The sequence below is a fragment of the Dokdonella sp. genome (assembly GCF_051958935.1).
Classification (GTDB): domain Bacteria; phylum Pseudomonadota; class Gammaproteobacteria; order Xanthomonadales; family Rhodanobacteraceae; genus Dokdonella_A.
Genome location: NZ_JBQCFP010000057.1, coordinates 20,522 through 46,443, shown reverse-complemented (window position 1 = coordinate 46,443; position 25,922 = coordinate 20,522). Strand labels below are relative to the sequence as shown.

Below are 25,922 nucleotides of genomic sequence, written 5' to 3'. Positions count from 1 at the left end.
CTGGTCGTACGCCTTGAACTCGCCGCCGAAGCGCTCCGCACCGATCTTCGTCAGCGCCGCCGTCAGCGTCGTCTTGCCGTGGTCGACGTGGCCGATCGTGCCCACGTTCACGTGCGGCTTCTTGCGCTCGAATTTTTCCTTGGACATGGCGAAAACCCCGATCTGGTGTGTACGACTGATTGGTTGGCGTGGCGAAACGGACCGCTTGGATGGTGCTCACGAATGGAATCGAACCATCGACCTCCTCCTTACCAAGGAGGTGCTCTACCGACTGAGCTACGTGAGCATGTACTTCGGCGGTCCTCCATGACCGCAAGAACGGACCGACATCCCGTCGGACCTTCGAACGACATCACGCCCGTCTGCGACGCCTCGAAGCCGCCTGCTTCGAAAGCTGGAGCGCAATGGAGCGGGAGACGGGAATCGAACCCGCGCTAGTAGCTTGGAAGGCTACAGTTCTACCATTGAACTACTCCCGCGCCGGACGAACCTGCTTGGGTGTTGCGCCGGCATACCACCGGTTTGTTTCCAACGGGTCGCGCATTCCACCGCGTCGCCCCTGCATTCGAATCCGCTCCTGCGGATTCGTCGAACCGGTCATTCGCAGGTGGTTCGAACCCACCTTCTGCAACCGCTTCGCACTTGTTCATGGTGGAGGGAGGTGGATTACTCCGGGCATCCTGCCCTCCGCCCCTCCGGGGCCAGCCCTGCGGGCTGTTCGAATCCGCTCCTGCGGATTCGTCGAACCGGTCATTCGCAGGTGGTTCGAACCCACCTTCTGCAACCGCTTCGCACTTGTTCATGGTGGAGGGAGGTGGATTCGAACCACCGAAGGCGTAAGCCAGCAGATTTACAGTCTGCCCCCGTTGGCCGCTTGGGTATCCCTCCATTCACGGAGCCGCGCATTTTCCTTGCATGGGGCCGCCAGTGTCAAGGCGCCCGCGCGAGGACTTTTCGGGGGACGCCCACCACTCGGCGGCGGATGACGCGGCGATCAGGGCGATACCGTCGGGCGGAACCGCGAAATTTCCGCCTCCATCGACTTGGACAACGCGATCAGGCGCTGCGCGTAGTCTGCGAGGCGGCGATCCTCCTCGCTGGTCGGCTGCCATGCCGGCACCGGCGTCGGCTTGCCGTCGGGCGCGTCGAGCGCGACGAAGATGATCACGCAGCTCGTCGCGACGCGCTCCGCCGCGGTCTTGAGGTCGCGCGCGACGACATCGACGGCGAAATGCATGCTCGAGGTGCCGGTATGGATGAGCTTGCAGCGTACCGTCACGAGGTCGCCGATAAGGATCGGCTGCACGAACTGGATGCCGCCGACCGCGACGGTCACGCAGTATTGGCCGCTCCAGCCGACAGCGGCCGCGTAGCCGGCCTGGTCGATCCATTTCATGACCATGCCGCCATGCACCTTGCCGCCAAAATTGACGTCGCCGGGCTCGGTCAGGAACCGGAATTCGACTTCGCGCTGCGTCCCGGGCATGGCATGGCTTCCTCGTGGGGTCGCCTAGCCTAGCGCCCCGCCCCGCACTTGTGTGACCGCCTTCGCGTCCGCATGCGCCGGCAGGGCCTATGCTCGAAATGCCGCAATGGCAGGACAGGGGGCAACCATGCGCATGACGGCTTGGCTGGTAGTGGGGATCGCATGGGCGACTGCCGGCGCCGGCGCCGCCGAAGTCACGATCAAGAACGACTCGCTCACGGAATTCGGCAGCGCCTCGATCGTCTGGGGCTTCGTCACCGGCGAGATGGCGGGTTCGTGGCTGACCAGCCCCTGCGACGGAAACCTTGTCGCCGTCCAGATCTTCTGGCGCTCGCCGAGCGGCGTGGCCGCCGACGTCATCGGCAACGCGATCCACATCTATCGCGCCGGCACCTTCCCGGAACCGGGGGACGAAGCGCAAACCATCGGCGGTCCGGTCCTGCAGGACAATGCGCTCAATGAATGGCGCTATCTCGACGACAACAACACACTTCCGCTGAACGTGCCGGTCACAGCCAATGAAATCGTCGTCGTCGCGTTCGAATTCCCCGCTCCGCCGCAAGCCGGCGTCGACCCGAGTGTGGTACGCGATACCGACGGCAACACGTCCGGGCGAAATACGATCTACGCGGATATCGGCGGTTCGTTCGTCTGGTTCGACAGCGCCACGCTAGGCGTCAACGGCGACTGGGTCATCCGCGCCGTCGTGAACTGCACCACCCTGTCGACCGAAGCCGACGTCTCGGTGTCGATGAGCGCGACGCCGACCGCGTACACCGCCGGCACCGCGTTGCAGTACACGATCGTCGTCGCCAACGCCGGCCCCGCGTCCTCACCGAACACGACGCTCGTCGACACCTTCCCCGCAGCGTTCCAGGCTCCTGTGTGGACCTGCGTGGGCAGTGGCGGCGCTACCTGCCCCGCGGGCGGCAGCGGCAACATCATCGGCTCGAGCTCGCTGCCCGCGGGCAGCGAAGTCACCTTCACCGTCGACGGCACCGTCGCGCCGGGCGCAACCGGCACGCTGACCAATTCGATGACCGCGGTGGTCAACGCGCCGGCGACCGACCCGACCGCGACGAACAACACCGCGAGCCTCGATATCGAGGCCGCCGTCAGTGACGTGATCTTCGCCGACGGCTTCGACGGCGCTCCCCTGCTCGTGCGCCCGGTGCCCGCTCACGCGACCGGCCGGCTGCCGCGTTAGCGCGCCGCCCGGCGCGTGAAGGTGATCGTGCCGAGCGGCACTTCCTTGCCGCTCTTGGGACCGATCGCGGTCATCGTCAGCACGCGCGTGTCGCCGCGGAATTCCTCGGTCATGCGGTATTTTGCCGGCGGATGGGGATCGGGCTGGCGCAGCTCCGAAGTCCACGTCATCGTCTTCGATGCGGCGTCCCAGACGCCCTCGTCGAGGCGGATGTAGTCCGTGTTGCTGTCGACCCAGATGCCGACATAACGCTGCTTCTTCGGGTCGTAGCCCCAGGTACCGTGGCCGCCGTACTTGGCGTCGACCTCGAAGTCGTTGCGGATCCAGCGCTTGCCGGTCACGAACGTATTGGTCTGCACGCCGGTCGCGTGCGTCGGCGCATCGCCGGGCTTGGCCGGCGGAAACTCGATCGCCGCGTCCCAGACGCCTTCTTCGAGCGCGAGGACGGCGAGTTCGGATGCGAGGGCGGGGGCTGGCGCAGGCTCCGCGGCCTGCGCGGCGGTGGCGGCGAACAGCAAGGTGACGACGAGGGCGATACGCATGGTTTCTCCGGCGGCGGCCGCGGATGCGGCGCTCGTCGAGGAGAACGCGATCGCGCGCCGGAACCTATCAGCCCGACGCCGCGGCGCACGGTGCATGCGCCGGGGCGATCACCGGGTCAGACGTTGAAGCGGAAATGCAGCACGTCGCCTTCCTGCACGACGTACTCCTTGCCCTCGAGGCGCAGGCGACCCGCGTCGCGCGCGCCCGCCTCGCCCTTGAACTTGATGTAGTCGTCGTAGGCGATCGTTTCGGCACGGATGAAGCCGCGCTCGAAATCCGTGTGGATGACGCCGGCGGCCTGCGGCGCGGTCGCGCCCTTCTTCACCTGCCACGCGCGCACTTCCTTCTCGCCCGCGGTGAAATACGTCTGCAGGCCGAGCAGCTTGTAGCCGGCGCGAATCACGCGGTTGAGGCCGGGTTCGTCGAGGCCGAGATCCTTGAGGAACTCGTCGCGGTCGGCGTCCTCGAGCTGCGCCATCTCCTCCTCGATCGCGGCGCACACGGGCACGACCTCGGCGCCTTCCGCGGCGGCGCGTTCGCGCACACGGTCGAGGTGCGGGTTGTTCTCGAAGCCGTCCTCGCGCACGTTCGCGATGTACATGAGGGGCTTGAGCGTGAGCAGGAACAGGTCGCGCACGAGCGCGCGCTCCTCCGCGTCGAGGCCGAGGCTGCGCGCGACGCGGCCTTCGTTGAGGCCGGCCGCGAGCTTCTGCAACACCGGCCGTTTCGCCAGCGCTTCCTTGTCGTTCGCCTTGGCCGCGCGTTCGACCCGGTTGAGCGCCTTGTCTACCGACTCGAGGTCGGCCAGCGCGAGTTCCGTGTCGATCGTCTCGATGTCGGCGATCGGGTCGACCTTGTTGGCGACGTGCACGATGTCCGGGTGCTCGAAGCAGCGTACCACGTGCGCGATCGCATCGACTTCACGGATGTGTGCGAGGAACTTGTTGCCGAGCCCCTCGCCCTTCGACGCGCCCGCGACGAGGCCGGCGATGTCGACGAACTCGATCGAGGTCGGGATGATCTTCAGCGGCTTGGCGATGCCGGCCAGTGCCGCGAGGCGCGGATCGGGAACCGGCACCACGCCGACGTTCGGCTCGATCGTGCAGAACGGAAAGTTCGCCGCCGCGATGCCGGCCTTGGTCAGCGCGTTGAACAGGGTCGACTTGCCGACGTTCGGCAGGCCGACGATGCCACATTTGATGCCCATGGACGCGTAATTCCGTGATTGGTGATTCGTGATTGATGATTCGGACGCATCGGACCTGGAGGGTGCGACCGGCTCGAATCACCAATCACCAATCACGAATCCCTGCCGTTGGTGTGCAATCTCTTCATCGCCGCCTCGAACTCGCCGGCGACCGCGAGTGGCAGCACGTCGAGCGAGCGCGCGATCGCGTCGAGCATGAGGTCCTCGTCGACCTTGGACGGTCGACCGAGCACCCACCCGCTGACGCGATCCTTGTGGCCCGGATGGCCGATGCCGATCCGGAGCCGGTGGAACTTGCCGTGGCCGATGTGCGCGAACAGGTCGCGCAGGCCGTTCTGCCCGCCGTGACCGCCGTCGAACTTGAGCCGCGCCGTGCCGGGCGGCAAGTCGAGGTCGTCGTGCACGACGAGCATCTCGTCCGGCTCGATCTTCCAGTAGCGCAGCGCCGCGCCGACCGACGCGCCGCTCGCATTCATGTAGGTGACCGGCTTGAGCATCCACAACGGCGTGCCGTCGAGGGTGATCTTCGCGGTCTCGCCGCGCAGCTTCGATTCCATGCCGAAGCGCGCCGACTCCCGCTGCGCCAGCGCGTCGACGAACCAGAACCCGGCATTGTGCCGGGTCCTCAGGTGTTCGGCCCCGGGGTTGCCGAGGCCAACGACGAGACGCAGGCCGGCCATGCGGCGGATGCGCGCGCACGCCGCCCGCGCGTACGCGGGCAGCGAAACGCAGCCTCGTTACTTCTTCTCGTCCTTCTTCGCCGGAGCCTTGGCCGGCGCGGCGGCGGCGGGAGCCGCGGCGGCTTCGCCCTCGGCCGGGGCCGGTTCGACCTCTTCCCTGACTTCCTTGGCGATGACGATCGCGTTGTCGTGCTCCTTGCCCAGGCGCAGCTCGGGAATCTCGACGCCCTTGGGCAGCTTGAGGTCGGACAGGTGGACGATGTCGCCGGTCTTCAGCTCGCCGAGGTCGACCTCGATGTATTCCGGCAGGTCCTTCGGCAGGCACGAGACTTCCACTTCGTTGAGCTCGTGCGTGATGACCACGCCCGACGCCTTGCCCGCTGGCGACGATTCCTGATTCAGGAAGTGCAGCGGCACGCGCAGGCGGATCGCCTCGTTCTCGTTGATGCGCTGGAAGTCCAGGTGCAGCACGAGCTGCTTGAACGGATGGCGCTGCATGTCACGCAGCAGCACCTTCTGCACGTCGCCGCCGAGGCTGAGGTCGAGGATCGACGAGTAGAACCACTCGTTCTGGCTCGCGTGCCAGACGTCCTTGTGCTGGATCTGGATGCTGACCGGCTTCAGCTCGCCGCCATAGACGATCGCCGGGACGAAACCAGCGCGACGCAGGCGGCGGCTCGCACCCTTGCCCTCGTCGTTGCGCTTTTCGACATTGATGGTGTGTGTGGTTGCCATTTCTATGTTGCCTTCTTGCAATGATGCCGCCGTGCGGCGGCGATGGCCTCTCCCGCGACCAGGAGAGGGTGAAAGAGCGGGGAATGGGGAATGGGGAATCGTGAAAGCAGGTCCGGCCTGCCTTTATTCCCTATTCCCCATTCCCGCTCTAATCCACATACAACGAACTCACCGATTCGCCGTAGGCGATGCGGCGGATCGTTTCCGCGAGCAGTTCCGCGACCGACAGCTGGCGGATGCGGTTGCAGGCCCGCGCCGTTTCCGACAGCGGGATCGTGTCGGTGACGACGAGTTCGTCGAGCGCGGAGCCCTCGATGTTCCTGATCGCCGGGCCCGACAACACCGGATGCGTGCAGTACGCGACGACCTTGCGCGCACCGTTCTTCTTCAGCGCCGCGGCGGCCGCACACAACGTGCCCGCGGTGTCTACGATGTCGTCGACGAGGACGCAGACCTTGTCCTTGACCTCGCCGATGATGTTCATCACGGTCGCCTCGTTCGCACGCGGACGACGCTTGTCGATGATCGCGAGGTCGGCGTCGTCGAGGCGCTTGGCCAGCGCACGCGCGCGCACGACGCCGCCGACGTCGGGCGACACCACGATCAGGTTGTCCGCCGCGTAGTAGCGCCAGATGTCGGCGAGCAGCACCGGCGAGGCGTACACGTTGTCGAGCGGGATGTCGAAGAAGCCCTGGATCTGGTCCGCGTGCAGGTCGACCGTGAGCACGCGGTCGGTGCCGACCACGCCGATCATCTGCGCCGCGACCTTCGCCGTGATCGGCACGCGCGCCGAGCGCGGGCGGCGATCCTGCCGCGCATAGCCGAGGTACGGGATCACCGCGGTCACGCTCGCCGCCGAGGCGCGCTTGAGCGCGTCGACGAGGGCGAGCAGTTCCATGAAATTGTCGGCGCTCGGCGCGCAGGTCGGCTGCACGACGAACACTTCCTGGCGCCGCACGTTCTCCTCGATCTCGATCTGCACTTCGCCGTCGCTGAAGCGGCCGACGAGCGCCTTGCCGAGCGGCACGTTCAGCTCGGTGCAGATCGAGGTGGCGAGCCTGCGATTCGCGTTGCCGGCGAAGACCAGCAGGCCGGACGTATCCATGTTGGGATCCACGAGTCTGCTCCGCTGCGCCATGCCGCCGGACACCATGCCCGCCGGACCTGCCTTGCCTACCGAACCCGCGAGCCTACGCGCCACGCGGAGTGGCTGGGGCGGCAGGATTCGAACCTGCGAATGCCGGGATCAAAACCCGGTGCCTTACCGCTTGGCGACGCCCCACCATGGGCAATCCGGCCTTCCAGCCGGCCTGCACGAAAAACCACTTCAGCCGCCCTGCCCGTCCCACGCCCGGCGCCTGCCGAGCAGCGGCGATTCCGCCACGCCCTGCGCAAGCCACGCCCGCATTCCTGGCGGGCATTCCCGGACCACGGCTTGCGCCGCCTCGCGCGATGCCACCGCGACGAACACGCAGCCACCGCTGCCGCTGAGCCGGGCCGCGCCATGTCGCGCGAGCCAGTCCAACGCGGCCGCGACCGCGGCATGGCGTTCGCGCACGACCGGCTCGAACACATTGACCGTGGTGGCGCCCGAAAGAAAGAGCGGAATTGTCAGATGTGCGGCATCGCGTGTCAATTCAGGCGCCTGGAACAGCGCAGCCGTCGGCACCATCACGCCGGGGTCGACCACCACGTACCAGTTCGGCGGCAGGTCCACGGGCGTCAACCGTTCGCCGACGCCTTCCGCCCAGGCGCTGCGGCCGCGCACGAACACCGGCACGTCCGCACCGAGGCCGAGCCCGATCTGCGCCAGGCGATTCTCGCCGAGCCCGCAGCCCCAGAGTGCGTCGAGCCCGACCAGCGTACTTGCCGCATCGGAGCTGCCCCCGCCAAGGCCGCCGCCCATCGGGATGCGCTTGTCGATCGCAATGTCCGCCCCGAGCGTGGTGCCGCTCGACGCCTGCAAGGCGCGCGCCGCGCGGATCGCCAGGTCCTGCTCCGCACCCACGCCGGGCAGCGGGTCGATACGCCGGATCGCGCCGTCGCCGCGCAGCCGCAGCCGCACCGTGTCGCCGCGATCGAGCAGGTGGAACACGGTCTGCAACAGGTGGTAGCCGTCGGCGCGGCGGCCGACGATGTGCAGGAAGAGGTTGAGCTTCGCCGGCGCCGGCCATTCGCTCCAGCCGGCGTCGGCGGCCACAACAGGCGTCATTGCAGCGACCAGTCGCGGATCGCGAGCCGCACCTGGTAGTCGCCGCGGCTTGCGAAGACCTTGCTCGGCAGCGGCGGATCGCGCGTGGTGTCGTAATCGAGGTACCGCACCTTCCAGCCGTCCTGCTCGATCTGCGCGGGCAGGCCGTCATCGCGGAATTCGATGCGCGCGTCGCCGGGCGCGCGCAGGCCGCGCACCCAGTACAGGAGGTCGGCCAACGGTACCCGCCAGCCGAGTTCGCGCTCGAGCAGCAGCGCCGCGTCATCGCCTTCGACCGCCTGTGCGCGCAGACCCTCGAGCAAGACATGGCCGCGGTCGCCGCGCAGCACCCAGGTCTTGCCGGTCACCGGCGCATGCACGCTGAAGCGGAATTGTCCGCCCTGCTGGGTCCACTCGAGCGAACCGCTGCCATTGTCGTGCGCGTCGGCGACCGCGAGGCGCCCGCGCAGGGTCCAGTCCATCCGGGGACCCATCGCCGTTTCGCGCGCACCCTGTCGCGCCAGCGAAGTCTCATCGACCGGCGGTAGCCGCGTACGCTGACCCGCGCACGCGGCAAGGACGAGCAGGCCGCACAGCAGCGCGAAGCGCCGCAGGATCGGCCCGCTCATTGCGTCATGCGCCGGATCGTTTCGAGCAACGCCTTGTTCTTCGCGTCCTTCTTGCGTCCTTCGTCCCAGATGCGCCGCGCTTCCTCGCGCTGCCCCTGTGCCCAGAGCACCTCGCCCAGATGCGCGGCGATGTCGGCGTCGGGTTGCTTGGCGTAGGCGCGGCGCAGTGCCTGCACCGACGCGTCGAGTTCGCCGAGGCGATAGCGCACCCAGCCCATGCTGTCGATGATCGCGGCTTCGTCCGGCTTCAGCTTCAGCGCACGCTCGATCAGTTCGAGCGCCTCGCGCTGGCGGGGATCGCTTGCCGCACTGCGGTCGGCGAGCGTGTAGCCGAGCGCGTTCAGTGCCTCGGCATCGTCGGGTCGCAGCTCGATGACGCGGCGCAGGTCGCGTTCGCCGCCGGCGAGGTCGCCCTGGTCGACCGCGAGCAGGGCGCGCGCGTAGAGCAGTCGCCAATCGTCCGGCAGGCTCGCGAGCGCGCGGTCGTACACCGCCAGCGCGTCCGCGTGCCGCTGCCGATGCGCCAGCAGGTCCGCCTCGGCGAGCCATGCGGCGCGTTGTTGTTCACTGTCGCCGGCGGCCATTTCGACGACGCGGTGCAACTGGTCGAGTGCTTGCGACACGCGGTCGAGCTGGTCCAGCACGAGGGCCACGCGCAACTGCGCCTCGAAACCGTGCTCGTCGTCGATCGGCACCTCGCGATACCAGGCGAGCGCCGCATCGAGCTTGCCGATCAGCTCCGCGACCTGGCCGAGCAGGTACAGGCGCTTGGAGCTGCGTTCGGTCTTGTCGGACTCGATCTCGCGGTAGAGCTCGCTCAACGCCGCCTTGTCGACCGCTCGCGCGGCATAGGCCGCGCGCGCCGCGTAGGTGGTGTCGTCCTGCGGGCCGGCGACGAGCGCGCGTGCAGCAGCGGCGTTGTCGCCGCTGTCGGCGAGCAGCGCGGCGTAGCCGCTGCGAAGGCGCAGGCTCTCGGGCGCGCGCGTGAGACCTTCGGAATAGATCGCGCGTGCCGCCGCCTTGTCGCCGCCATCGATCGCGAGACGCGCGCTCCAGGTGTAGGCGTCGATGCCAGGGAATCGCACGACCGCCGCATCGACGATGCGCCGCGCGAGCGCCTTGTCGCCGAGCTTGTACGCGAGCTGGCTCAACGCGACCTGGTTGGACTCGCTGGCGCTGGATGCCGACGAACGGACGAGGTCATCGAGCAGCGAGGCCGCCGCGATCTTGTCGTCGGCGTTCAGCAGCAGCTGGGCGACGAGCCGCCACGCGTCGTCGCCGCCTCGCGTGGCGAGCGCCACGAGTCCGGCGCGCGCCTCGTCCATGCGCTTTTCGCCGAGCGCGATCCACGCGTGTGCCTGCGCAATGCCCGGCGCGGCCGGAGCGAGTTCGCGCCAGCGCGCGAGCGAGCGCGTGGCGAGCGGCCAATCCTTCTGCGACAGTGCGAGGCGGGTCGCCTCTTCGGCCAGTGCAGGATCGCTCGACAAGGCGGAGGCGTCGGCGAACCCGCGCGCGGCCGCGGCGAGGTCGTTGTCCTGCAACGCGAACTGCGCCGTGAGCAGCTTCAGCATCAGATCCTGACCGGGGGCGATCGGGCTCACTGCCGCCGAAACCGCCGGGGGTGCGACGGCATGCCGCGGCGGCGCAGCCGCGCACGCGGCGAGCACGACCGGAAGCATGAAATACAGGGCCGCGCGCGGCCGGGAGAGTCGATCGATGGACATCGTGAATCGCATGCAAAGCCTTGTCTTGCTTGATATCGCGGTAACGCGCCCGCACAATTCGCGGCGCGCCAACGCGGCGCAGGCCGCACCGGGTTAGCTTAGCCGATCCTGGCGCCTCGTTCGGGACGCAGACGAACCTTTTCGAGGCGAAAACCGCGAACCCTTCGACCCTTCCACCATGGCGCTGATTGCCCTCGGACTCAACCACCTGACCGCGCCGGTCGCACTGCGCGAGCGCGTCGCCTTCCCGCCGGAAGCCACCGCGCCCGCACTGGCCGAACTGGCCGCGGAGCCCGGCGTGCGCGAAGCGGCGATCCTTTCCACCTGCAACCGCACCGAACTCTATTGCACGGTCGAGGCCGGCGCCGAACACATTCCGGCCGCGTGGTTGCATCGTCACCGGGAATTGACCAGCGGGCGCGCCGACGAGTTCCTTTATCGCCATCATGACGCCGACGCCGTGCGCCACCTGTTCCGCGTCGCGACGGGCCTCGAATCGATGGTGCTCGGCGAGCCGCAGATCCTCGGCCAGGTCAAGGATGCCTATGCGTTCGCACGCGACGCGCACACGCTGAAGGCGCCGCTCGAACGCCTGTTCCAGAACACCTTCGCGGTCGCCAAGCGCGTGCGCTCCGATACGCGGATCGGCGCGAGCCCGGTATCGGTGGCCTCAACCGCGGTGCGCCTGGCCCAACGCGTATTCGCCGATCTCGCCGAGGCCTGCGTACTGCTGATCGGTGCCGGCGAGACGATCGAACTCGCCGCGCGCCACCTCACCGAGGCGAAGGTCCGTCGCCTGATCGTCGCCAATCGCACGCTCGACAACGCACAGGCGCTCGCCACGCGCTTCGGCGGCTATGCGATCGCGCTGCCGGACATCGGCAAGCATCTCGCCGAGGCCGACGTCGTCATCGCCTCGACCGCGAGCCGCGAGCCGGTGCTGCTGCGCGAGCAGGTCGCGGCCGCGATCGCCGCGCGCAAGCGCAAACCGATGTTCCTGGTCGACATCGCCGTGCCGCGCGACATCGAGCCGAGCACCGCCAATATCGAGGACGTCTATCTCTACACGATCGACGACCTGCGCGAGATCATCGACGACAACCTGCGTTCGCGGCGCGAAGCGGCGCGCGAAGCCGAGACGATGATCGAGCTGTCGGTCGAGCACTTCATGGGCTGGTGGCGCACGCTCGACGCACGCAACCCGGTGGTCGACCTGCGCCGCGTCGCCGAGGCGAACCGCGATGAAGCGCTCGCCAAGGCGCAGGCGCTGCTCGCGCGCGGCCGCACGCCCGAGGAAGCGCTCGCCTTCCTCGCCAACACGCTCACCAACAAGCTCCTGCACGCGCCGAGCGCGAACCTTCGCGCGGCCGCCCTGCGCGGCGACGACGAACTCCTGCGCGCCGCCGAACGCCTGTTCGATACCGCCGCGGACGCGCCGGGCGGGCGCGAGCGTTAGCGCCGCGCGCCACGCGCGGCCTGCCCCGCCGCCGTCCGTCGCCGCGCCACGATGACGTGGCGCGTCATCCCTTCCCGTACCCGACCCGACGCCCACGCATGCAAGCCAGCATCCGCCGCAAACTCGAACAACTCGCCCAGCGCCACGAAGAACTCGAACGCCTGCTCGCGAGCGCGGAGGTCCTCGGCGATGCCAAGCGGCTGCGCGACGTCTCGCGCGAACACGCCCAGCTCGCTCCGCTGGCCGGGGCGCTGCGCGCGTACGACGAGAACGCGAGCGCGCTCGAATCGGCACGGGCGATGCTGCGTGATCCGGAGCTCGGGGATCTCGCGGGCGAGGAAATCGAGCTGCTGCAAGCCGAGCGCGCGCGGCTCGAGGGCGAGCTCAACCGGCTGCTGGTCCCGAAGGATCCGCGCGACGAAGGCAACCTGTTCCTCGAGATCCGCGCCGGCACCGGCGGCGACGAGGCCGCGATCTTCGCCGGCGACCTCCTGCGCATGTACCTGCGCTACGCCGAACGCCGCCGCTGGAACGTGGATGTGTTGTCGGCGAGCGACGGCGAGCACGGTGGCTACAAGGAAGTGATCGCGCGCGTCGAGGGCCACGGCGCATACTCGCGACTGAAGTACGAATCGGGCACGCACCGCGTGCAGCGCGTGCCGGAAACCGAATCGCAAGGCCGCATCCATACCTCGGCGGCGACGGTCGCGATCCTGCCCGAGCTCGACGAGGTCGACGCGATCGAACTCAAGGACGCCGACCTCAAGATCGACACGTTCCGCGCTTCCGGCGCGGGCGGCCAGCACGTCAACAAGACCGACTCGGCGATCCGCATCACCCACTTGCCGACCGGCATCGTGGTCGAGTGCCAGGACGAACGCAGCCAGCACAAGAACCGCGCGCGCGCGCTGTCACTGCTGAAGGCACGCCTGCTCGACGATGCGCAGTCGAAACAGGCCGCCGCGCAGGCCGAATCACGCCGCCTGCAGGTCGGCTCCGGAGACCGCAGCCAGCGCATCCGCACCTACAACTACCCGCAGGGCCGCGTGACCGACCACCGCATCAACCTGACCCTGTACAGGCTTCCGGAGATCCTCGCCGGCGACCTCGATGAACTCGTCGATACGCTCACGCGCGAGGACCAGGCCGACCAGTTGCAGTTGCTGACCGCGACCGGCTGAGTCAGAGGACGCTGCCGATCACGTCGCTGTCGAGCCGCGCGACCGGATCGAGGGCGATGGCGTCGCTGCTACCCTTCGCGCCGGTGCGCGGATTCTTCCATTCACAGTCGGGCGGGTTCATACCCTCGAGCCAGAAGCACACCGGTATCGCGGCTTTGCCTGCGATCGGGTGGCCATCGACGACTTCCGGTGAGAACGTCCAGTACTTCACCGACGACAGCGCGGCTTCAACCAACCCCTTGTCCACGCGGTTTTCCAGATCATGCGGCGCGACGTCGGTAACCGCCCCCCCGCTCGTCGAAACGCGCGATGACCAGGACCAGACCCTGCTTGCGATGACGCGCCATCCAATCCGGATACTTGACCGCGGGCTTGGTCGCATAGGTGGCTCCGGTCGACGCATCGAGCAAGCGCATCTCGAACGAATCCCCGGCAAGCCGCACTTCGATACGCGTGTGCAGGTGCGTTCGCGTGGGGGCCGGCTTGCCGTCGAGCTTGCCCGGCGTGAAATGCCGGCTGCGTATCGCCTTTTCCAGGTACGCGTGCAGCTTCGGCACGGTCGTGTCATCGGTGGAAAGCGCCGCGATGCGACCTTCCCCGTCCAGCGACAGATCCCATGAGACGCTGACGATGGCCGAGGTCCGCTCGGCTGCCAGCGAAGTCATGCTCGTCGAGGCCACCAGCAGGATGCACCACGCGACGATCGCCTTCATTGCCCTGCTCCAGTGGGAATCACAGTGCGTGTCCGATCACGTCGCTGAGCAGCTTCGCCGAAGGCTGGAGCGCGTATGCGCTGCCGTCACCGACGCGAGTGCGCGTGCCCGGCGGCGTCCACGTGCAGTCGAAATCGGGCGCGCGCAGGCCGCGCGCGACCGTGAAACAGATCGGCACCATGATGCTCGAAGCGACGCCGTGGCCACCGACGCGCTCGGGCACGACGGTCCAGCGCTTGACCGCGTCCACCGTCGCCCGCTCGAGCGAAGGCAGCGAATTGAGGCCCTCCTCGCGTTGCGGTTCGACCGAAACGATGTGGCCCTCGCCGTCGTACTCGGCCTTCACCACGACCCGCGCGACGAGGCCGAGGCGCACCGCATCGCGCGGGATGCGCGGTGGCGCCATCTTGCCGGGCTTGAAATCGATCGTGCCGCCGACGCGGGCGTCGTCGACATGCGCGACATAGTTGCCGTCGGGAGCGGCATTGAAGGTGACGTCGAGGGTGAGCGTGGTTTCGGTCGGCGCGGGTACGCCCGCGACGCGGCCGGGCTCGAACGCCCACCGGCGGATCGCCTGTTCCAGCGGCGCGCGGATGGCCGTATCCAGTTGCGGGTCGCCCTCGAGGCCCGCGACACGCCCGGCCGCATCGAGCGACAGCCGCCACGAACGCGTCAGGTGCAGCGGTGCGCCGGTTTCGCCGGCATGCGCCGGCGCGGACGCGAGGACGAGCAGCAGGAAGGGAATCGATCGACGCATCGGAGCCTCTCCTTGTGCACAATGCGCCGAACGTAGCGCACCCCCGGCGCTGCGTCAAAAAAAAGCGCCAACCTGCCGGCCGCCCAGCATCCTCTCGGCAATCGCGCCGTAGAGCGCCGGCAATCGTTCGAGTTCGTCGAGCGCGACGTGTTCGTCGACCTTGTGGATGCTCGCGTTGCACACGCCGAGCTCGACCACCTCCGCGCCAAGCGGCGCGATGAAGCGGCCGTCCGAAGTGCCGCCGCCCGTGCTGAGTTCGGGTTCGACGCCGCACAGTTCGCCGATGGCCGCGAGCGCGGCCGCGCGCAAAGGCCCTGCGGGCGTCGCGAACGGCTCCCCCGACAGCCACCAGTCGAGCGTGCTCGCCCCTTCGCCGAGTTCGACGCCGTGCCGGCGCAGGATCGCTTCGGTGCGTTGACGCAGTGCCTGCGCGGTGCTCGCCGTGCCGAAGCGGAAATTGAACACCGCGTGCAGTTCACCCGGAATCACATTGTCGGCGCCGGTGCCCGCATGGACGTTGGACAGCTGGAACGAGGTCGGCGGGAACGCATCGTCGCCCTCGTCCCAGCGCTCCGCGGCGAGCGCGGCGAGCGCGGGCGCGAACGCATGGATCGGGTTCTTCGCCTTTTCCGGGTAGGCGACATGGCCCTGCACGCCGCGCACGGCGAGCCGCCCGGTCAGCGAGCCGCGTCGACCGACGCGCACGAGGTCGCCGAGGCGCTGCTTCGACGAGGGTTCGCCGACGACGCAGGCGTCGATGCGCTGGTCGCGGCGACGGAACTCGTCGGCGACGCGGCGCACGCCGTCGATCGATGCGCCCTCCTCGTCCGACGTCACGAGCAGCGCGATCGTACCGGCATGCCGCGGGTGCGCGCGCACGAAGTCCTCGAGCGCGACGACCATCGCCGCCACGCCGGACTTCATGTCGGCGGCGCCGCGTCCGTACAGGCGGGCCTCGCGCACGACCGGCTCGAACGGCGGCGACGACCAGTTCGCCGCAGGCCCGCTCGGCACGACGTCGGTATGGCCGAGGAACACGAGTACCGGCGCGCCGCTGCCGTGCGTCGCCCACAGGTTGTCGACCTCACCGTAGCGCAGGTGCTCGATCGCGAAGCCGGCAACGCCGAGGCGCTCGCCGATCAATGCCTGACAACCGGCGTCGTCGGGCGTCACCGACGCACGGCGGATCAGCTCGCAGGTGAGGTCGAACACGGGCGAGGACATCGTCATGCCTGCGCGAGGAACACGCGCTTGAACATCGCGTCACTGAAGCCCTGGTGCACGCTGCCGTCATCCTTGACGATGAGCGGGCGGCGGATCAGCGCCGGATACTCCTTGATCAGCAGGGTCCACTCGGCGGCGCTGCCCGGCGCCTTGCGCGCCTCCGGGAGTGCGCGCCACGTCGTCGACGCGCGATTGACGAATTTCTCCCAGCCACCGAGCGCCGGCGCCCACTCCTTCAGCGACGCCGCAGGGATCGGGTGCGCGCGGTAATCGATGAATTCATGCGGCACCTTGAACCGATCGAGCCAGTTGCGTGCCTTCTTGCACGTGTCGCATTTGTCGAGGCCGTAGATGCGGGTGGTCATGGGCGGGGCGAGGGCTGAGGACTGAGGGCTGAGGGCTGAGGGCCTGAGGCTGGAGCGTAGCGCGGCGTGACTGCTTTTTCCGTGGGAGCAACTGTGCAGGCATGCGCGACCGGGGAACAACCCTCTCCCCCCGCGGACACACCGCACCGTTCCGTTCGCGCTGAGCGCAGCCCGTGAAGCGGGCGGAGTCGAAGCGCCCGCCGTGGAGGACACCGGCCCTTCGACGCCGGCCTGCGGCCTGCACTCAGGACGAACGGATGAGATGGCCCCCAAGGAGCCCGGACTACGCGCGCAGGAGTTCGTTGATGCCGGTCTTGGCGCGCGTCTGCGCATCGACCTTCTTGACGATCACAGCGGCATACAGGCTGTGGCTGCCGTCGGCCGCGGGCAGCGAGCCGGCGACGACGACGCTGCCCGCAGGCACCCGTCCGTACGAGACCTCGCCGGTCGCGCGGTCGTAGATCCGGGTCGACTGGCCGAGGAACACGCCCATGCCGATCACGCTGCCGCGCTCGACGACGACGCCCTCGACCACTTCCGAACGCGCGCCGATGAAGCAGTCGTCCTCGATGATCGTCGGATTGGCCTGCAGAGGCTCGAGCACGCCACCGATGCCGACGCCACCGGACAGGTGCACGCGCGCGCCGATCTGCGCGCACGAGCCGACCGTGGCCCAGGTGTCGACCATCGTGCCGGCGCCGACGTACGCGCCGATGTTGACGTAGCTCGGCATGAGCACGGCATCTTTCGCGACGTGCGCGCCGCGTCGCACGAGCGCGCCGGGCACGACGCGCGCGCCCGCGGCCTGGAATGCGGCCTCGTCGGCACCGGCGAAGCGCAACGGCACCTTGTCGAACGCGGCCATCGGGCCACCATCCATGACCCGATTGGCGCTGCTGCGGAAATACAGCAGCACGGCCTTCTTGAGCCATTGATGCACGCGCCAGCCACCGCTGCCGTCGGGTTCGGCCACGCGCGCGCGGCCCGCCTCGAGGTCGTCGAGCACCTCTTCGAGCGCGGGACGCAGCGCGGCCATGCCGGCGTCGGTGAGTGCAGTGCGACGCTCCCAGGCGTCGTCGATCCGGGCTTGCTGCGAAGGCATGGGTCTACTCTCGTACGGTCAGGGCGAATCGGCGCCGAGTCGTTCCAGCAGGCGCGCGCGCAGTCGCTGGCGCGCCGCCTCGGTCAGGACGGCGTCGGTCTCGTCGGTCAGGACGAAGAAGTCTTCCACACGCTCGCCGAATGTCGCAATGCGCGCATCGTGCACGCGCACGCGCGATTCGCGCAGCGCCTGCGCGACCTCGGCGAGCAGCCCGGGCCGATCGCGGCAGCCGAGCGCGAGCTGGGTGCCGCCCTCGATGTCGGTGAACCCGATCTGCGGCGGGCGCTGGAAATGGCGCAGGCGCCGCGGCAGGCTGCGGCGCGCAACGCGCGCGACCAGCTCGCGCGGCTCGAGCACGCGCTGCAGCGTCGCCTCGAGCTCGGTCGCCCGATGCGGCGCGAGCGCGCTGCCAGCGTGCGCATCGAGCAGCTCGAACGTGTCGAACACGCGACCGCCGTCACCGACGAGCAGGCGCGCCTCGACGACGCCGAGGCCTTGGCGGTCGAGCGTCGCGGCGATCGCGGCGAACAATCCGTCACGATCGGGCGCACACACGAACAGTTCGCTGCCGCCGCGCGAGGATTGCGGATTGACCGCGACGACGACGCCACCCGGCCCGGCCGCGGCGATCGCGCGGGCTTGGCGCGCGAGCTGCGCGGGTCGATGGCGCAGGAAGCTCGACGGCGGGAACAGGTCAAGCCAGCGGTCGGCCTCGCCGCCCTCGATGCCGCCCTCGACGAGCAGTTCGCGCGTGCGCAAGCGACAATCGGCCGCGCGTTCGTCGGCGTGCCGAGGGAGAGCCGGAGCCGCGCGCAACACGTAGCGCGCGGCCGTGTGCAGGTCCGCCAGCAGGCGCGCCTTCCACTCGTTCCACAGCTTCGGATTGGTGCCGGCGATGTCGGCGATCGTGAGCAGGTAGAGGTGGTCGAGGCGCTCGCGGTCACCGACCTGGCCGGCGAACCGGTGCACGACCTCCGGGTCGGTAATGTCCTGGCGCTGCGCGGTCACGCTCATGCGCAGGTGCCAGCGCACGAGCCAGGCGACGAGATCGATGTCGGGCCCGGGCAGGCCCATGCGCTCGCAGAACGCGCGCGCCTCCTCTTCGCCGAGTTCGGAATGGTCGCCGCCACGCCCCTTGGCGATGTCGTGGAACAACGCCGCCAGCAGCAGCAGCTCGGGCTTGTCGAGCGCGGCGAAGATCTCCGCGGCGAGCGGCATCGACGTCGCCGCGTCCGCATCGGCGTAGCGCGCGACAGTGCGCAGCACGCGCAGCGTGTGCTCGTCGACGGTGTAGACGTGGAACAGGTCGTACTGCATGCGCCCGACCACGCGGCGGAACGCGGGCAGGATTGCCGCGAGCACGCCGTGGCGGTTCATGCGCGCGAGCGCCTCCACCGCGGGCGCGCCGCGGCGCAGCAGCGCGAGGAATGCGGCGAGCACGTGCGAATCGGCGGCGAAGTCGTCGCCGTAGTGCGCGAGCGCCTGCTGCAGGCGGCGCATCGTCTGGGCGGACAGGCCATGCAGCTGCGGATGGTCGAGCGGCACGACGAACACGTCCACCATCGCGCGCGGCCGGCGCAGGAACAGGTCCTGCTCGCGCAGTTCGATGCGCGCGCCGAGGGCGATGAAGTCGCGGTCGAGTGCGCGCGGTGGACCCGGCGGCGGCTCGAGCCGTTCCGCACAGCGCTCGAGGAACTGCACGCCGAGCCGCTCGGCGATCGTCGCGGCGCGGTAGTACGCCTGCATGAACTGCTCGACCGCGAGGTTGGTCGCGTGCTCGTCCTCGTAGCCGAACTCGCCGGCAAGCCGGCGCTGGTAGTCGAACAGCAGCCGTTCCTCGGGCCGCCCGGCGGCGAGATGCAGGGCGTAGCGGTAACGCCAGAGCGTCGCCTGCGCGCGTTCCAGCGCGGTGCACTCGGTGCGGTCGAGCAGGCCGCGCTCGACCATCGCGGCGAAGTCGCCGGCGCCGGCGACGCGTTGGCCGAGCCAGCGCATGAGATCGAGCGTGCGCAGGCCGCCCGGACCATCCTTGAGGTTCGGCTCGAGGTTGTACGCGGTGTCGTTGTAGCGCGCATGGCGCGCAGCCTGTTCGGCGCGCTTGGCAGCGAGGAACTGCACCGGCGGCCACACGGCGGGGTCGGCGGCGAGCGCGGCGAGCGCGCCAGCGTGGCGGCCCTCGCCGGCGAGCAGGCGCGCATCCATGAGCGAGGTGTACACGCTCACGTCTTCGGCGGCGAGCGCGGCGCAGTCGGCCAGCGTGCGCACCGCGTGGCCGGGTTTCAGCCCGATGTCCCACAGGCACGCGAAGAACGCCTCGAGCGCGCGCGCCTGGCGCGCGAGCGCGTCCGCGTCGCCGAGCACGAGCAGGTCGACGTCGGAGTGCGGAAACAACCGGCCCCGCCCGAACCCGCCGACGGCGAGCAGCGCGCAGTCGCCGGCGTCGCCGACGCACGCGCGCCAGACGTGCACCACGACCGCCTCGACCGCGCGCGCACGCACATGCACGAACGTGGCGACGTCGGCTGCGGCGCGGAACGCATGGGCGAGTGCGCGCTCATTGTCGCCGAGGACCTGGCGCAGCGCGAGGCGCGCCTCGGGCGATACGCCGCTGCGCGGCAGCGCCGCGGGAAGGCGCGGCAGGTCGGGCAGGCGCGCGTCGATCGTGTCGCGCGCGTCCATCGGGTCAGGCGGCGCTCGGCCAGGCCGTGAGGATCTCGTAGCCGTCGTCGGTGACGGCGACGGTGTGCTCCCACTGCGCCGACAGCGAATGGTCCTTGGTGACCACGGTCCAGCCGTCCGGCAACAGGCGCGTATGCGGCTTGCCCGCATTGATCATCGGCTCGACCGTGAAGGTCATGCCCTTCTGCAGCTTGAGGCCCGCGCCCGGCTGGCCGTAGTGCAGCACCTGCGGATCCTCGTGGTAGATCTGGCCGATGCCGTGGCCGCAGTATTCACGCACGACCGAAAACCCTTGCGCTTCGGCGTGTTTCTGGATCGCATGGCCGATGTCGCCGAGCGTCGCGCCGGGTCGCACCTGGGCGATGCCGCGCAGCATCGCCTCGAGCGTGGTGTCGACCAGGCGCCTGGCCAGCACCGAGGGCGTGCCAACGCAGTACATGCGGCTCGTGTCTCCGTGCCAGCCGTCCTTGATGACGGTCACGTCGATGTTCACGATGTCGCCGTCCTTGAGCACCTTGCCCGGATGCGGGATGCCGTGGCAGATCACGTGGTTGACCGAGGTGCAGAGCGTCTTCGGGAAGCCTTTGTAGCCGACGTTGGCCGGCACGGCCTTCTGCTTTTCGACGATGTGCTCGTAGGCCAGCCGGTCGAGTTCCTCGGTGCTGACCCCGGGTTTGACGTGCGGCACGAGCATTTCGAGCACCTCGGCGGCGAGGCGGCCGGCGACGCGCATGTGTTCGATCTGCTCGGGGGTCTTGACGGTAACGGGCATGATTTCCGGTGGTTGACTGGCGCGGACGCGCGGGGCGGGCTATAATTCTATGGTTTCGCCGACCAACTTTCGTAAGTTGTTGGCAGCGAAACGAAAATGTGGCCGACCGGGCAATCCGCAAGGCCGCTACGGCAATCGTGCCGAATCCGCACACGTATCGTCACCGCGTTCGGGGTGCTCCGCAAGGAGTCGCACGCGGCGGGTACGTGGAGGTCCAACCCCGGAATTGGTCCGCGAGTCCCGCTCGCGAGCGCCCGCGCATTCCCGCGTGGGCTCCTCGTGGCGAAACCCGCCCCGATTCCCTTCTTCGCAAGGAATACCTGCAATGCCTCAAGTCACGATGCGCCAGATGCTCGAAGCCGGCGTGCATTTCGGCCACCAGACCCGTTACTGGAACCCCCGCATGGCGCCGTACATCTTCGGCGCGCGCGGCAAGATCCACATCATCAACCTCGAGAAGACGCTGCCGCTGTTCAGCGACGCGATGAACTTCATCTCGGCGATCGCGCAGAAGCGCGGCACGATCCTGTTCGTCGGCACCAAGCGCTCTGCGCGCGAGGCGGTCAAGGAAGAAGCGGCCCGTTGCGGCATGCCGTACATCTCGCAGCGCTGGCTCGGCGGCATGCTGACCAACTTCCGCACGGTCAAGCAGTCGGTCGCGCGCCTGAAGGAACTGGAGACGATGGCGAGCGACGGCAGCTACGAGCGCCTGGTCAAGCATGAAGTGCTCGGCCTCGTGCGCGAGCGCGAGAAGCTCGAGAAGTCGCTCGGCGGCATCAAGGACATGAATCGCCTGCCCGACGCGCTGTTCGTGATCGACATCGGCCACGAGGACATCGCGATCAAGGAAGCCAAGAAGCTCGGCATCCCGGTCATCGCGGTGGTCGACACCAACTACGATCCGGCGCTCGTCGACTACGCAATCCCGGGCAACGACGACGCGATCCGCGCCGTGCAGTTGTACGCGAGCGCCGCCGCCGACGCCGTGCTCGAGGGCAAGGCCGCCGCCCCGGCGGTCGTCGCCAGCGAGAAGGACGACTTCGTCGAACTCGACGCCGACGGCAACCCGGTCGCCAAGTAGGAAGCGCGCGAGCGCGACGACCGCCGTCGTCCGTCCGGCCCGCGCAAGCCGGGTGGCGACAAGCGTCCGCCGGCCGGCCGTCGCGGCGCCGCGCCGCGTGGTGGAAAGGGCGAAGCCCCGGCCGCCGAGTAAGCCGCATCCGGGCCGCGTCCGCGCGGCCCGGTTCCGGATCCGTCGCGATCCGCCTCTGGGCGCGCGACGGCGTCGGGCCGGCCCTGTGCCGCGCCCCTCATTGCCGGCATCCACTGATTGGCCGCGCGCGCCTGCGCGCGGCGATCGCAGTTTCAACGGGCGGCGCGATCACGCGCCGCCGCAGCAGCCATCGAGGACACCATGGAAATCACCGCTACCCTGGTCAAGGACCTGCGCGAGCGCACCGGCGCCGGCATGATGGAGTGCAAGAAGGCACTCACCGAGAACAAGGGCGACATCGACGCCGCGGCCGAATGGCTGCGCAAGCAGGGCCTCGCCAAGGCCGACAAGAAAGCCAGCCGCGTCGCCGCCGAAGGCCGCATCGCGATGGCCCAGGACGGCGGCAAGGCCGTGCTCGTCGAGATCAACTCCGAGACCGACTTCGTCGCCAAGGACGAGAACTTCCTGAAGTTCGCCGACGCGGTCGCCAAGGCCGCGCTCGCCTCCGGTGCGAAGGACGCCGAGGCGCTCAAGGCGGTCAAGCTGCCCAGCGGCGAGACCGTCGAGGAAGCACGCGCCGCGGTCATTGCCAAGGTCGGCGAGAACGTGCAGGTGCGCCGCCTCGTCGCCGCGGACACGGCGAACAACGTCGCCGCCTACGTGCACGGCGGCCGCATCGGCGTGCTGGTCGAGGTCAAGGGCGGTGACGCCGACTTCGCGCGCGGCGTCGCGATGCACGTCGCGGCGATGAACCCGCCGTACAACAAGGCGGCCGACGTGCCGGCCGATTTCCTCGCCAAGGAAAAGGAAATCGAGCTGGCGAAGATGAGCGAGAAGGACAAGGCCAAGCCGGCCGAGATCCTCGAGAAGATCATCGGCGGCAAGGTCGCCAAGATCGTCAACGAGGTCACGCTGTACGGCCAGCCGTATGTGCTCAACACCGACCAGACGGTCGAAGCCGCGGCGAAGGGCGCCGGCGCCGACGTCGTCGCGTTCCAGCGCATCGCGGTCGGCGAAGGCATCGAGAAGGTGGTCGAGGACTACGCAGCCGAAGTCGCGAAGGCGATGCAGGTCTGACGATCGCGCCGCGCGCGTGATCGATCGGAGAGAGGCCGCGGATTCCGCGGCCTTTTTCTTTGCCGCGAGGCAACCGCCGCGCGACGTTGGCGACGCACTCAGTGCCTCGCGGCGTCGTGGTGGTCGTGGTCGCGCCCGCGCGGCCGCATTCCGATCGGATGCCGCGTGCCGGCGACCGGCAATGCCCAGCCGTAGCGGATCGCGAGCAGGCGGAGGACGAAGCACAGCATCGCGCCCGTGCACATGACCGCGATCGGCGGCAGGCCGAGTCGATCGCCCGCGACGACCACCGCCGCGCCCGCGAGCGCGGCGACGGCATAGAGTTCTGCGCGCAGCACCAGCGGCACCTCGGACAGCAGCACGTCGCGGACGATGCCGCCGCCGATGCCGGACAGCATGCCGAGCAGCGCCGCCATCACCGGATCGAGGTCGTGCGCGAGTGCCTTGGTCGTGCCGACCACGGCGAACATCGCCAAGCCGGCCGCGTCGAACAGGCGCACCGGGTTCCTGAGGCGCTCGATCGACGGTGCCCAGCGGAACGTGACGAGGCCGGCGAGCACGGATACCCCGAGGTAGCGCCAGTCGCTGATCGACGCCGGCGGTACCGCGCCGATGAGTACGTCGCGCACGATGCCGCCGGAATTGGCCGCGACGAACGACAGCACGAGCACGCCGAACAGGTCGAGCCGTCGCCGCACGCCCGCAGTCGCGCCGCTCAGCGCGAACACGAAGGTGCCTGCGAGATCGAGCAGCAGCACGAGCAGTTTGAGGTCCATGCGCGCCCTCCCGACGACGTGACGATGCGCACTCTAGCGCGCGCGATCCGTGCCGCGACGAACCTCCCGGCGAAAAAACGTGATGCACGACAGCCGTGCCGCTACAATGCCGCCGTTTTGCCTGCCGGAATCGCCCATGCCCGCCGACATCAAGTACAAGCGCATCCTCCTCAAGCTGTCCGGCGAAGCGCTCATGGGCGAAGCCGACTACGGCATCGACCCGAAGGTGCTGCAGCGCCTCGCCCGCGAAATCATCGAGGTGCAGCGCGCCGGCGTGCAGGTCGGCGTGGTCATCGGCGGCGGTAACATCTTCCGCGGCGCCGGCCTCGCCGCGGCAGGCATGGACCGCGTCACCGGCGACCACATGGGCATGCTCGCGACCGTGATGAACGCACTCGCGATGCAGGACGCGATCGAGAAGGCCGGCGGCTACGCGCGCACGATGTCGGCGATCAAGATCAACGAGGTGTGCGAAGACTTCATCCGCCGCCGCGCGATCCGCCACCTGGAGAAGGGCCGCATCGCAATCTTCGCGGCCGGCACCGGCAACCCGTTCTTCACCACCGATTCCGCCGCCGCGCTGCGCGCGATCGAGGTCGGCGCCGACCTGCTGCTGAAAGCGACCAAGGTCGACGGCGTGTACAGCGCCGACCCGGCCAAGGATCCGACCGCGACGCGCTACGAGCGACTGTCCTACGAGGACGTCATCCAGCGCACCCTGCAGGTGATGGATACGAGCGCGATCGCGCTCTGCCGCGACCACCGCATCCCGCTGCGCATCTACGACATGTCGCGCGAAGGCGACCTCATGCGCATCATGCGCGGCGAGCCGATCGGCACCCTGGTCGGCGGGCGCTGAGCTCGCGCCCCCGAGCCTTCGCTTCGTCGCCCATTCGCATCGTCGCGGCGCAAACACCACTTCCGGCACGCAACCTTCCGGCCCTCGCCGCGCATCTTGAAGATGAAGGCGCACGTCGCCTTCGGCGCCCGAACGGACCCGGACATCCCCTGTTCCACGGGCCAGCCAGGGACCGGCCTGCCTGCGGCAAGTTCGAGGAGCAAGCCATGAAGACCCTGCACGCCATCGTCGTCGCGACGATCACAGCGGGCGCGTGCGACAGTGCGCTCGCCGGCAACTCGCAGCGCCAGCTCGAAGCGGTCACGGTGCAATCGCAACAGGTCGATTGCACGCCGCCATCGTCGTCCGCCCTGTGTGCCGCCCTGCACGCGCAGATCCGCCTGCATTTCAGCCCACGCGAGATCGGCATGCTGTTCCGCGCGCGCACCTCGTATCCTGAAGCATCGACCACTTTCGAACGCGTCAACCTGCGCTACGCGCTGCTCGTGCGCGAAATCGCCGCCGAGTTCCACGGCCCGGGCGCGATCGCCGCCCGTTGAGCGCGCGGCGTGTCCGCCCCGCGGCGCGGGGCGGGCGCGCCGTGCCGGACGCCACGTTCGAACGCGCATCGCGCAGCGGCGCCGATGGTGCACTGCCGCGCGCGACCGCGGTGCGCGCCACCGCGGCCGTGCGCCGCCCGCTGCTATACTCGCCGGCCACTCGCAACGGAAACGGTGGCCCTGCCATGCTCGACAACATCAAGAAGGACACCCAGACGCGCATGCAGAAGAGCGTGGATGCGCTCAAGCACGAACTGCAGCGCCTGCGCACCGGACGCGCCAGCACCGCGCTCATCGAGCCGCTCAAGGTTTCCTACTACGGCACGGACACGCCGATCACCCAGGTCGCCAACGTCGCGATCGCCGACGCGCGCTCGATCACGATCACGCCGTTCGAGAAGAACATGGTCGGCCCGGTCGAGAAGGCGATCCTCGCTTCCGACCTCGGCCTCACCCCGACCACGGTCGGCCAGGTCATCCGCATCAACCTGCCGCCGCTCACCGAGGAGCGCCGCAAGGAGCTGTCCAAGCACGTTGCTCACGAAGGCGAAAACGCCAAGGTCGCCGTGCGCAACGTGCGCCGCGACGCGCTGCACCAAGCGAAAGAGCTGCTCAAGGACAAGAAGATCAGCGAGGACGACGAACGCCGCGTCGAGGAAGAGATCCAGAAGTACACGGACAAGTACGTCAAGGACGTCGACGCTGTGGTCAAGGCGAAGGAAGAGGAATTGATGGCCATGTGACCCGAGGCCACGCGGCCGGCCGTCGCGCACGACGCGCGCGCACGACCCGCGGCCACGCACTGCA

General features: G+C 68.9%; 27 protein-coding genes and 4 tRNA genes. 8 read left to right on the top strand and 23 right to left on the bottom strand.

Annotated elements, in window-relative coordinates; genetic code table 11:
• The 5 genes from ACTHK2_RS05325 to ACTHK2_RS05305 form a co-directional block, all read right to left on the bottom strand.
• The coding region (locus ACTHK2_RS05325) for a GTP-binding protein (protein ID WP_331651203.1) at positions 1–147 on the bottom strand (147 nt) is incomplete at its 3' end.
• 63 nt (positions 148–210) lie between these two features.
• A tRNA-Thr gene (locus ACTHK2_RS05320) sits at positions 211–286 on the bottom strand.
• Between the two features lie 119 nt (positions 287–405).
• Positions 406–479: transfer RNA gene (locus tag ACTHK2_RS05315), tRNA-Gly, on the bottom strand.
• 323 nt (positions 480–802) lie between these two features.
• Positions 803–888, bottom strand: a tRNA-Tyr gene (locus ACTHK2_RS05310).
• Positions 889–994: 106 nt separating this feature from the next.
• On the bottom strand, positions 995–1,486 hold the full coding sequence (locus ACTHK2_RS05305; RefSeq protein ID WP_440244661.1) for an acyl-CoA thioesterase: 492 nt from the start codon (positions 1,484–1,486) through the stop codon (positions 995–997).
• 127 nt (positions 1,487–1,613) lie between these two features.
• Here ACTHK2_RS05305 and ACTHK2_RS05300 point away from each other — a divergent pair, with 127 nt between their 5' ends.
• Positions 1,614–2,693 carry a DUF11 domain-containing protein gene (locus ACTHK2_RS05300; protein WP_440244660.1) on the top strand — a complete coding sequence of 360 codons (1,080 nt, stop codon included), beginning with the start codon at positions 1,614–1,616 and terminating at the stop codon, positions 2,691–2,693.
• Here ACTHK2_RS05300 and ACTHK2_RS05295 read toward each other — a convergent pair.
• The 9 genes from ACTHK2_RS05295 to ACTHK2_RS05255 all read right to left on the bottom strand — a co-directional run bounded on the left by ACTHK2_RS05295 (position 2,690) and on the right by ACTHK2_RS05255 (position 10,249).
• Entirely contained in the window at positions 2,690–3,235 is a 546-nt protein-coding gene (locus tag ACTHK2_RS05295; protein ID WP_440244659.1) for a DUF1579 family protein, read from the bottom strand. The two genes, ACTHK2_RS05300 and ACTHK2_RS05295, sit on opposite strands and share 4 nt — an antisense overlap.
• Positions 3,236–3,351: 116 nt before the next feature.
• Entirely contained in the window at positions 3,352–4,443 is a 1,092-nt protein-coding gene (gene ychF / locus ACTHK2_RS05290; RefSeq protein ID WP_440244658.1) for a redox-regulated ATPase YchF, read from the bottom strand.
• 92 nt (positions 4,444–4,535) lie between these two features.
• Positions 4,536–5,123 carry an aminoacyl-tRNA hydrolase gene (pth, locus tag ACTHK2_RS05285; protein WP_440244657.1) on the bottom strand — a complete coding sequence of 196 codons (588 nt, stop codon included), beginning with the start codon at positions 5,121–5,123 and terminating at the stop codon, positions 4,536–4,538.
• 57 nt (positions 5,124–5,180) lie between these two features.
• Positions 5,181–5,858, bottom strand: coding sequence for a 50S ribosomal protein L25/general stress protein Ctc (locus ACTHK2_RS05280; protein ID WP_440244656.1), 678 nt, complete (start codon positions 5,856–5,858; stop codon positions 5,181–5,183).
• A gap of 148 nt (positions 5,859–6,006) precedes the next feature.
• The gene (locus ACTHK2_RS05275) at positions 6,007–6,963 is read right to left on the bottom strand and encodes a ribose-phosphate diphosphokinase (RefSeq protein WP_440244655.1); all 957 of its coding nucleotides are present in this window, start codon (positions 6,961–6,963) and stop codon (positions 6,007–6,009) included.
• Between the two features lie 102 nt (positions 6,964–7,065).
• A tRNA-Gln gene (locus ACTHK2_RS05270) sits at positions 7,066–7,140 on the bottom strand.
• A 45-nt stretch (positions 7,141–7,185) separates the two neighbouring features.
• Positions 7,186–8,070 carry a 4-(cytidine 5'-diphospho)-2-C-methyl-D-erythritol kinase gene (gene ispE, locus ACTHK2_RS05265; RefSeq protein WP_440244654.1) on the bottom strand — a complete coding sequence of 295 codons (885 nt, stop codon included), beginning with the start codon at positions 8,068–8,070 and terminating at the stop codon, positions 7,186–7,188.
• A complete protein-coding gene (gene lolB, locus ACTHK2_RS05260; RefSeq protein WP_440244653.1) occupies positions 8,067–8,678 on the bottom strand; it encodes a lipoprotein insertase outer membrane protein LolB in 612 nt (203 codons plus the stop codon). The genes ispE and lolB overlap by 4 nt, the downstream gene beginning before the upstream one ends.
• Complete coding sequence (locus tag ACTHK2_RS05255; protein ID WP_440244652.1) at positions 8,675–10,249, bottom strand: tetratricopeptide repeat protein; 1,575 nt, start codon at positions 10,247–10,249, stop codon at positions 8,675–8,677. Before ACTHK2_RS05255 ends, lolB begins: the two co-directional genes overlap by 4 nt.
• A 331-nt stretch (positions 10,250–10,580) precedes the next feature.
• Between ACTHK2_RS05255 and hemA the strand changes: the two genes are divergently transcribed.
• The gene (gene hemA / locus ACTHK2_RS05250; protein WP_440244651.1) at positions 10,581–11,858 is read left to right on the top strand and encodes a glutamyl-tRNA reductase; all 1,278 of its coding nucleotides are present in this window, start codon (positions 10,581–10,583) and stop codon (positions 11,856–11,858) included.
• 98 nt (positions 11,859–11,956) lie between these two features.
• Positions 11,957–13,039, top strand: a complete 1,083-nt coding sequence (prfA, locus tag ACTHK2_RS05245) for a peptide chain release factor 1 (protein ID WP_440244650.1) — start codon at positions 11,957–11,959, stop codon at positions 13,037–13,039.
• Position 13,040: 1 nt separating this feature from the next.
• Here prfA and ACTHK2_RS05240 read toward each other — a convergent pair whose 3' ends face one another.
• The 8 genes from ACTHK2_RS05240 to map all read right to left on the bottom strand — a co-directional run bounded on the left by ACTHK2_RS05240 (position 13,041) and on the right by map (position 20,651).
• Positions 13,041–13,286: a hypothetical protein gene (locus ACTHK2_RS05240; protein ID WP_440244649.1), complete on the bottom strand. Its 246-nt coding sequence runs from the start codon at positions 13,284–13,286 to the stop codon at positions 13,041–13,043.
• Positions 13,287–13,299: 13 nt separating this feature from the next.
• Entirely contained in the window at positions 13,300–13,752 is a 453-nt protein-coding gene (locus ACTHK2_RS05235) for a hypothetical protein (RefSeq protein WP_440244648.1), read from the bottom strand.
• Positions 13,753–13,771: 19 nt separating this feature from the next.
• Entirely contained in the window at positions 13,772–14,509 is a 738-nt protein-coding gene (locus ACTHK2_RS05230) for an energy transducer TonB (RefSeq protein WP_440244647.1), read from the bottom strand.
• Between the two features lie 54 nt (positions 14,510–14,563).
• On the bottom strand, positions 14,564–15,739 hold the full coding sequence (dapE, locus tag ACTHK2_RS05225) for a succinyl-diaminopimelate desuccinylase (protein ID WP_440244646.1): 1,176 nt from the start codon (positions 15,737–15,739) through the stop codon (positions 14,564–14,566).
• Positions 15,736–16,098, bottom strand: coding sequence for a Spx/MgsR family RNA polymerase-binding regulatory protein (locus tag ACTHK2_RS05220; protein ID WP_440244645.1), 363 nt, complete (start codon positions 16,096–16,098; stop codon positions 15,736–15,738). Before ACTHK2_RS05220 ends, dapE begins: the two co-directional genes overlap by 4 nt.
• Before the next feature lie 283 nt (positions 16,099–16,381).
• Positions 16,382–17,200: a 2,3,4,5-tetrahydropyridine-2,6-dicarboxylate N-succinyltransferase gene (dapD, locus tag ACTHK2_RS05215; protein ID WP_440244644.1), complete on the bottom strand. Its 819-nt coding sequence runs from the start codon at positions 17,198–17,200 to the stop codon at positions 16,382–16,384.
• An 18-nt stretch (positions 17,201–17,218) separates the two neighbouring features.
• Positions 17,219–19,879, bottom strand: coding sequence for a [protein-PII] uridylyltransferase (gene glnD / locus ACTHK2_RS05210; protein WP_440244643.1), 2,661 nt, complete (start codon positions 19,877–19,879; stop codon positions 17,219–17,221).
• A gap of 4 nt (positions 19,880–19,883) precedes the next feature.
• Complete coding sequence (gene map / locus ACTHK2_RS05205) at positions 19,884–20,651, bottom strand: type I methionyl aminopeptidase (protein ID WP_440244642.1); 768 nt, start codon at positions 20,649–20,651, stop codon at positions 19,884–19,886.
• 325 nt (positions 20,652–20,976) lie between these two features.
• On the opposite strand from map, the gene rpsB reads away from it, so the two are divergent.
• Together rpsB and tsf are read left to right on the top strand one after the other, a co-directional pair.
• A complete protein-coding gene (rpsB, locus tag ACTHK2_RS05200; RefSeq protein WP_440244641.1) occupies positions 20,977–21,732 on the top strand; it encodes a 30S ribosomal protein S2 in 756 nt (251 codons plus the stop codon).
• 333 nt (positions 21,733–22,065) lie between these two features.
• The gene (gene tsf, locus ACTHK2_RS05195) at positions 22,066–22,941 is read left to right on the top strand and encodes a translation elongation factor Ts (RefSeq protein WP_440244640.1); all 876 of its coding nucleotides are present in this window, start codon (positions 22,066–22,068) and stop codon (positions 22,939–22,941) included.
• A 98-nt stretch (positions 22,942–23,039) separates the two neighbouring features.
• On the opposite strand, the gene ACTHK2_RS05190 is transcribed toward tsf, so the two are convergent.
• Positions 23,040–23,717, bottom strand: coding sequence for a trimeric intracellular cation channel family protein (locus ACTHK2_RS05190; protein WP_440244639.1), 678 nt, complete (start codon positions 23,715–23,717; stop codon positions 23,040–23,042).
• A gap of 136 nt (positions 23,718–23,853) precedes the next feature.
• Between ACTHK2_RS05190 and pyrH the strand changes: the two genes are divergently transcribed.
• The 3 genes from pyrH to frr all read left to right on the top strand — a co-directional run bounded on the left by pyrH (position 23,854) and on the right by frr (position 25,858).
• Positions 23,854–24,576, top strand: coding sequence for a UMP kinase (gene pyrH / locus ACTHK2_RS05185; protein WP_440244638.1), 723 nt, complete (start codon positions 23,854–23,856; stop codon positions 24,574–24,576).
• A gap of 206 nt (positions 24,577–24,782) precedes the next feature.
• The gene (locus ACTHK2_RS05180; RefSeq protein WP_440244637.1) at positions 24,783–25,115 is read left to right on the top strand and encodes a hypothetical protein; all 333 of its coding nucleotides are present in this window, start codon (positions 24,783–24,785) and stop codon (positions 25,113–25,115) included.
• A gap of 185 nt (positions 25,116–25,300) precedes the next feature.
• A complete protein-coding gene (gene frr, locus ACTHK2_RS05175) occupies positions 25,301–25,858 on the top strand; it encodes a ribosome recycling factor (protein ID WP_440244636.1) in 558 nt (185 codons plus the stop codon).
• Positions 25,859–25,922: the final 64 nt, after the last annotated feature.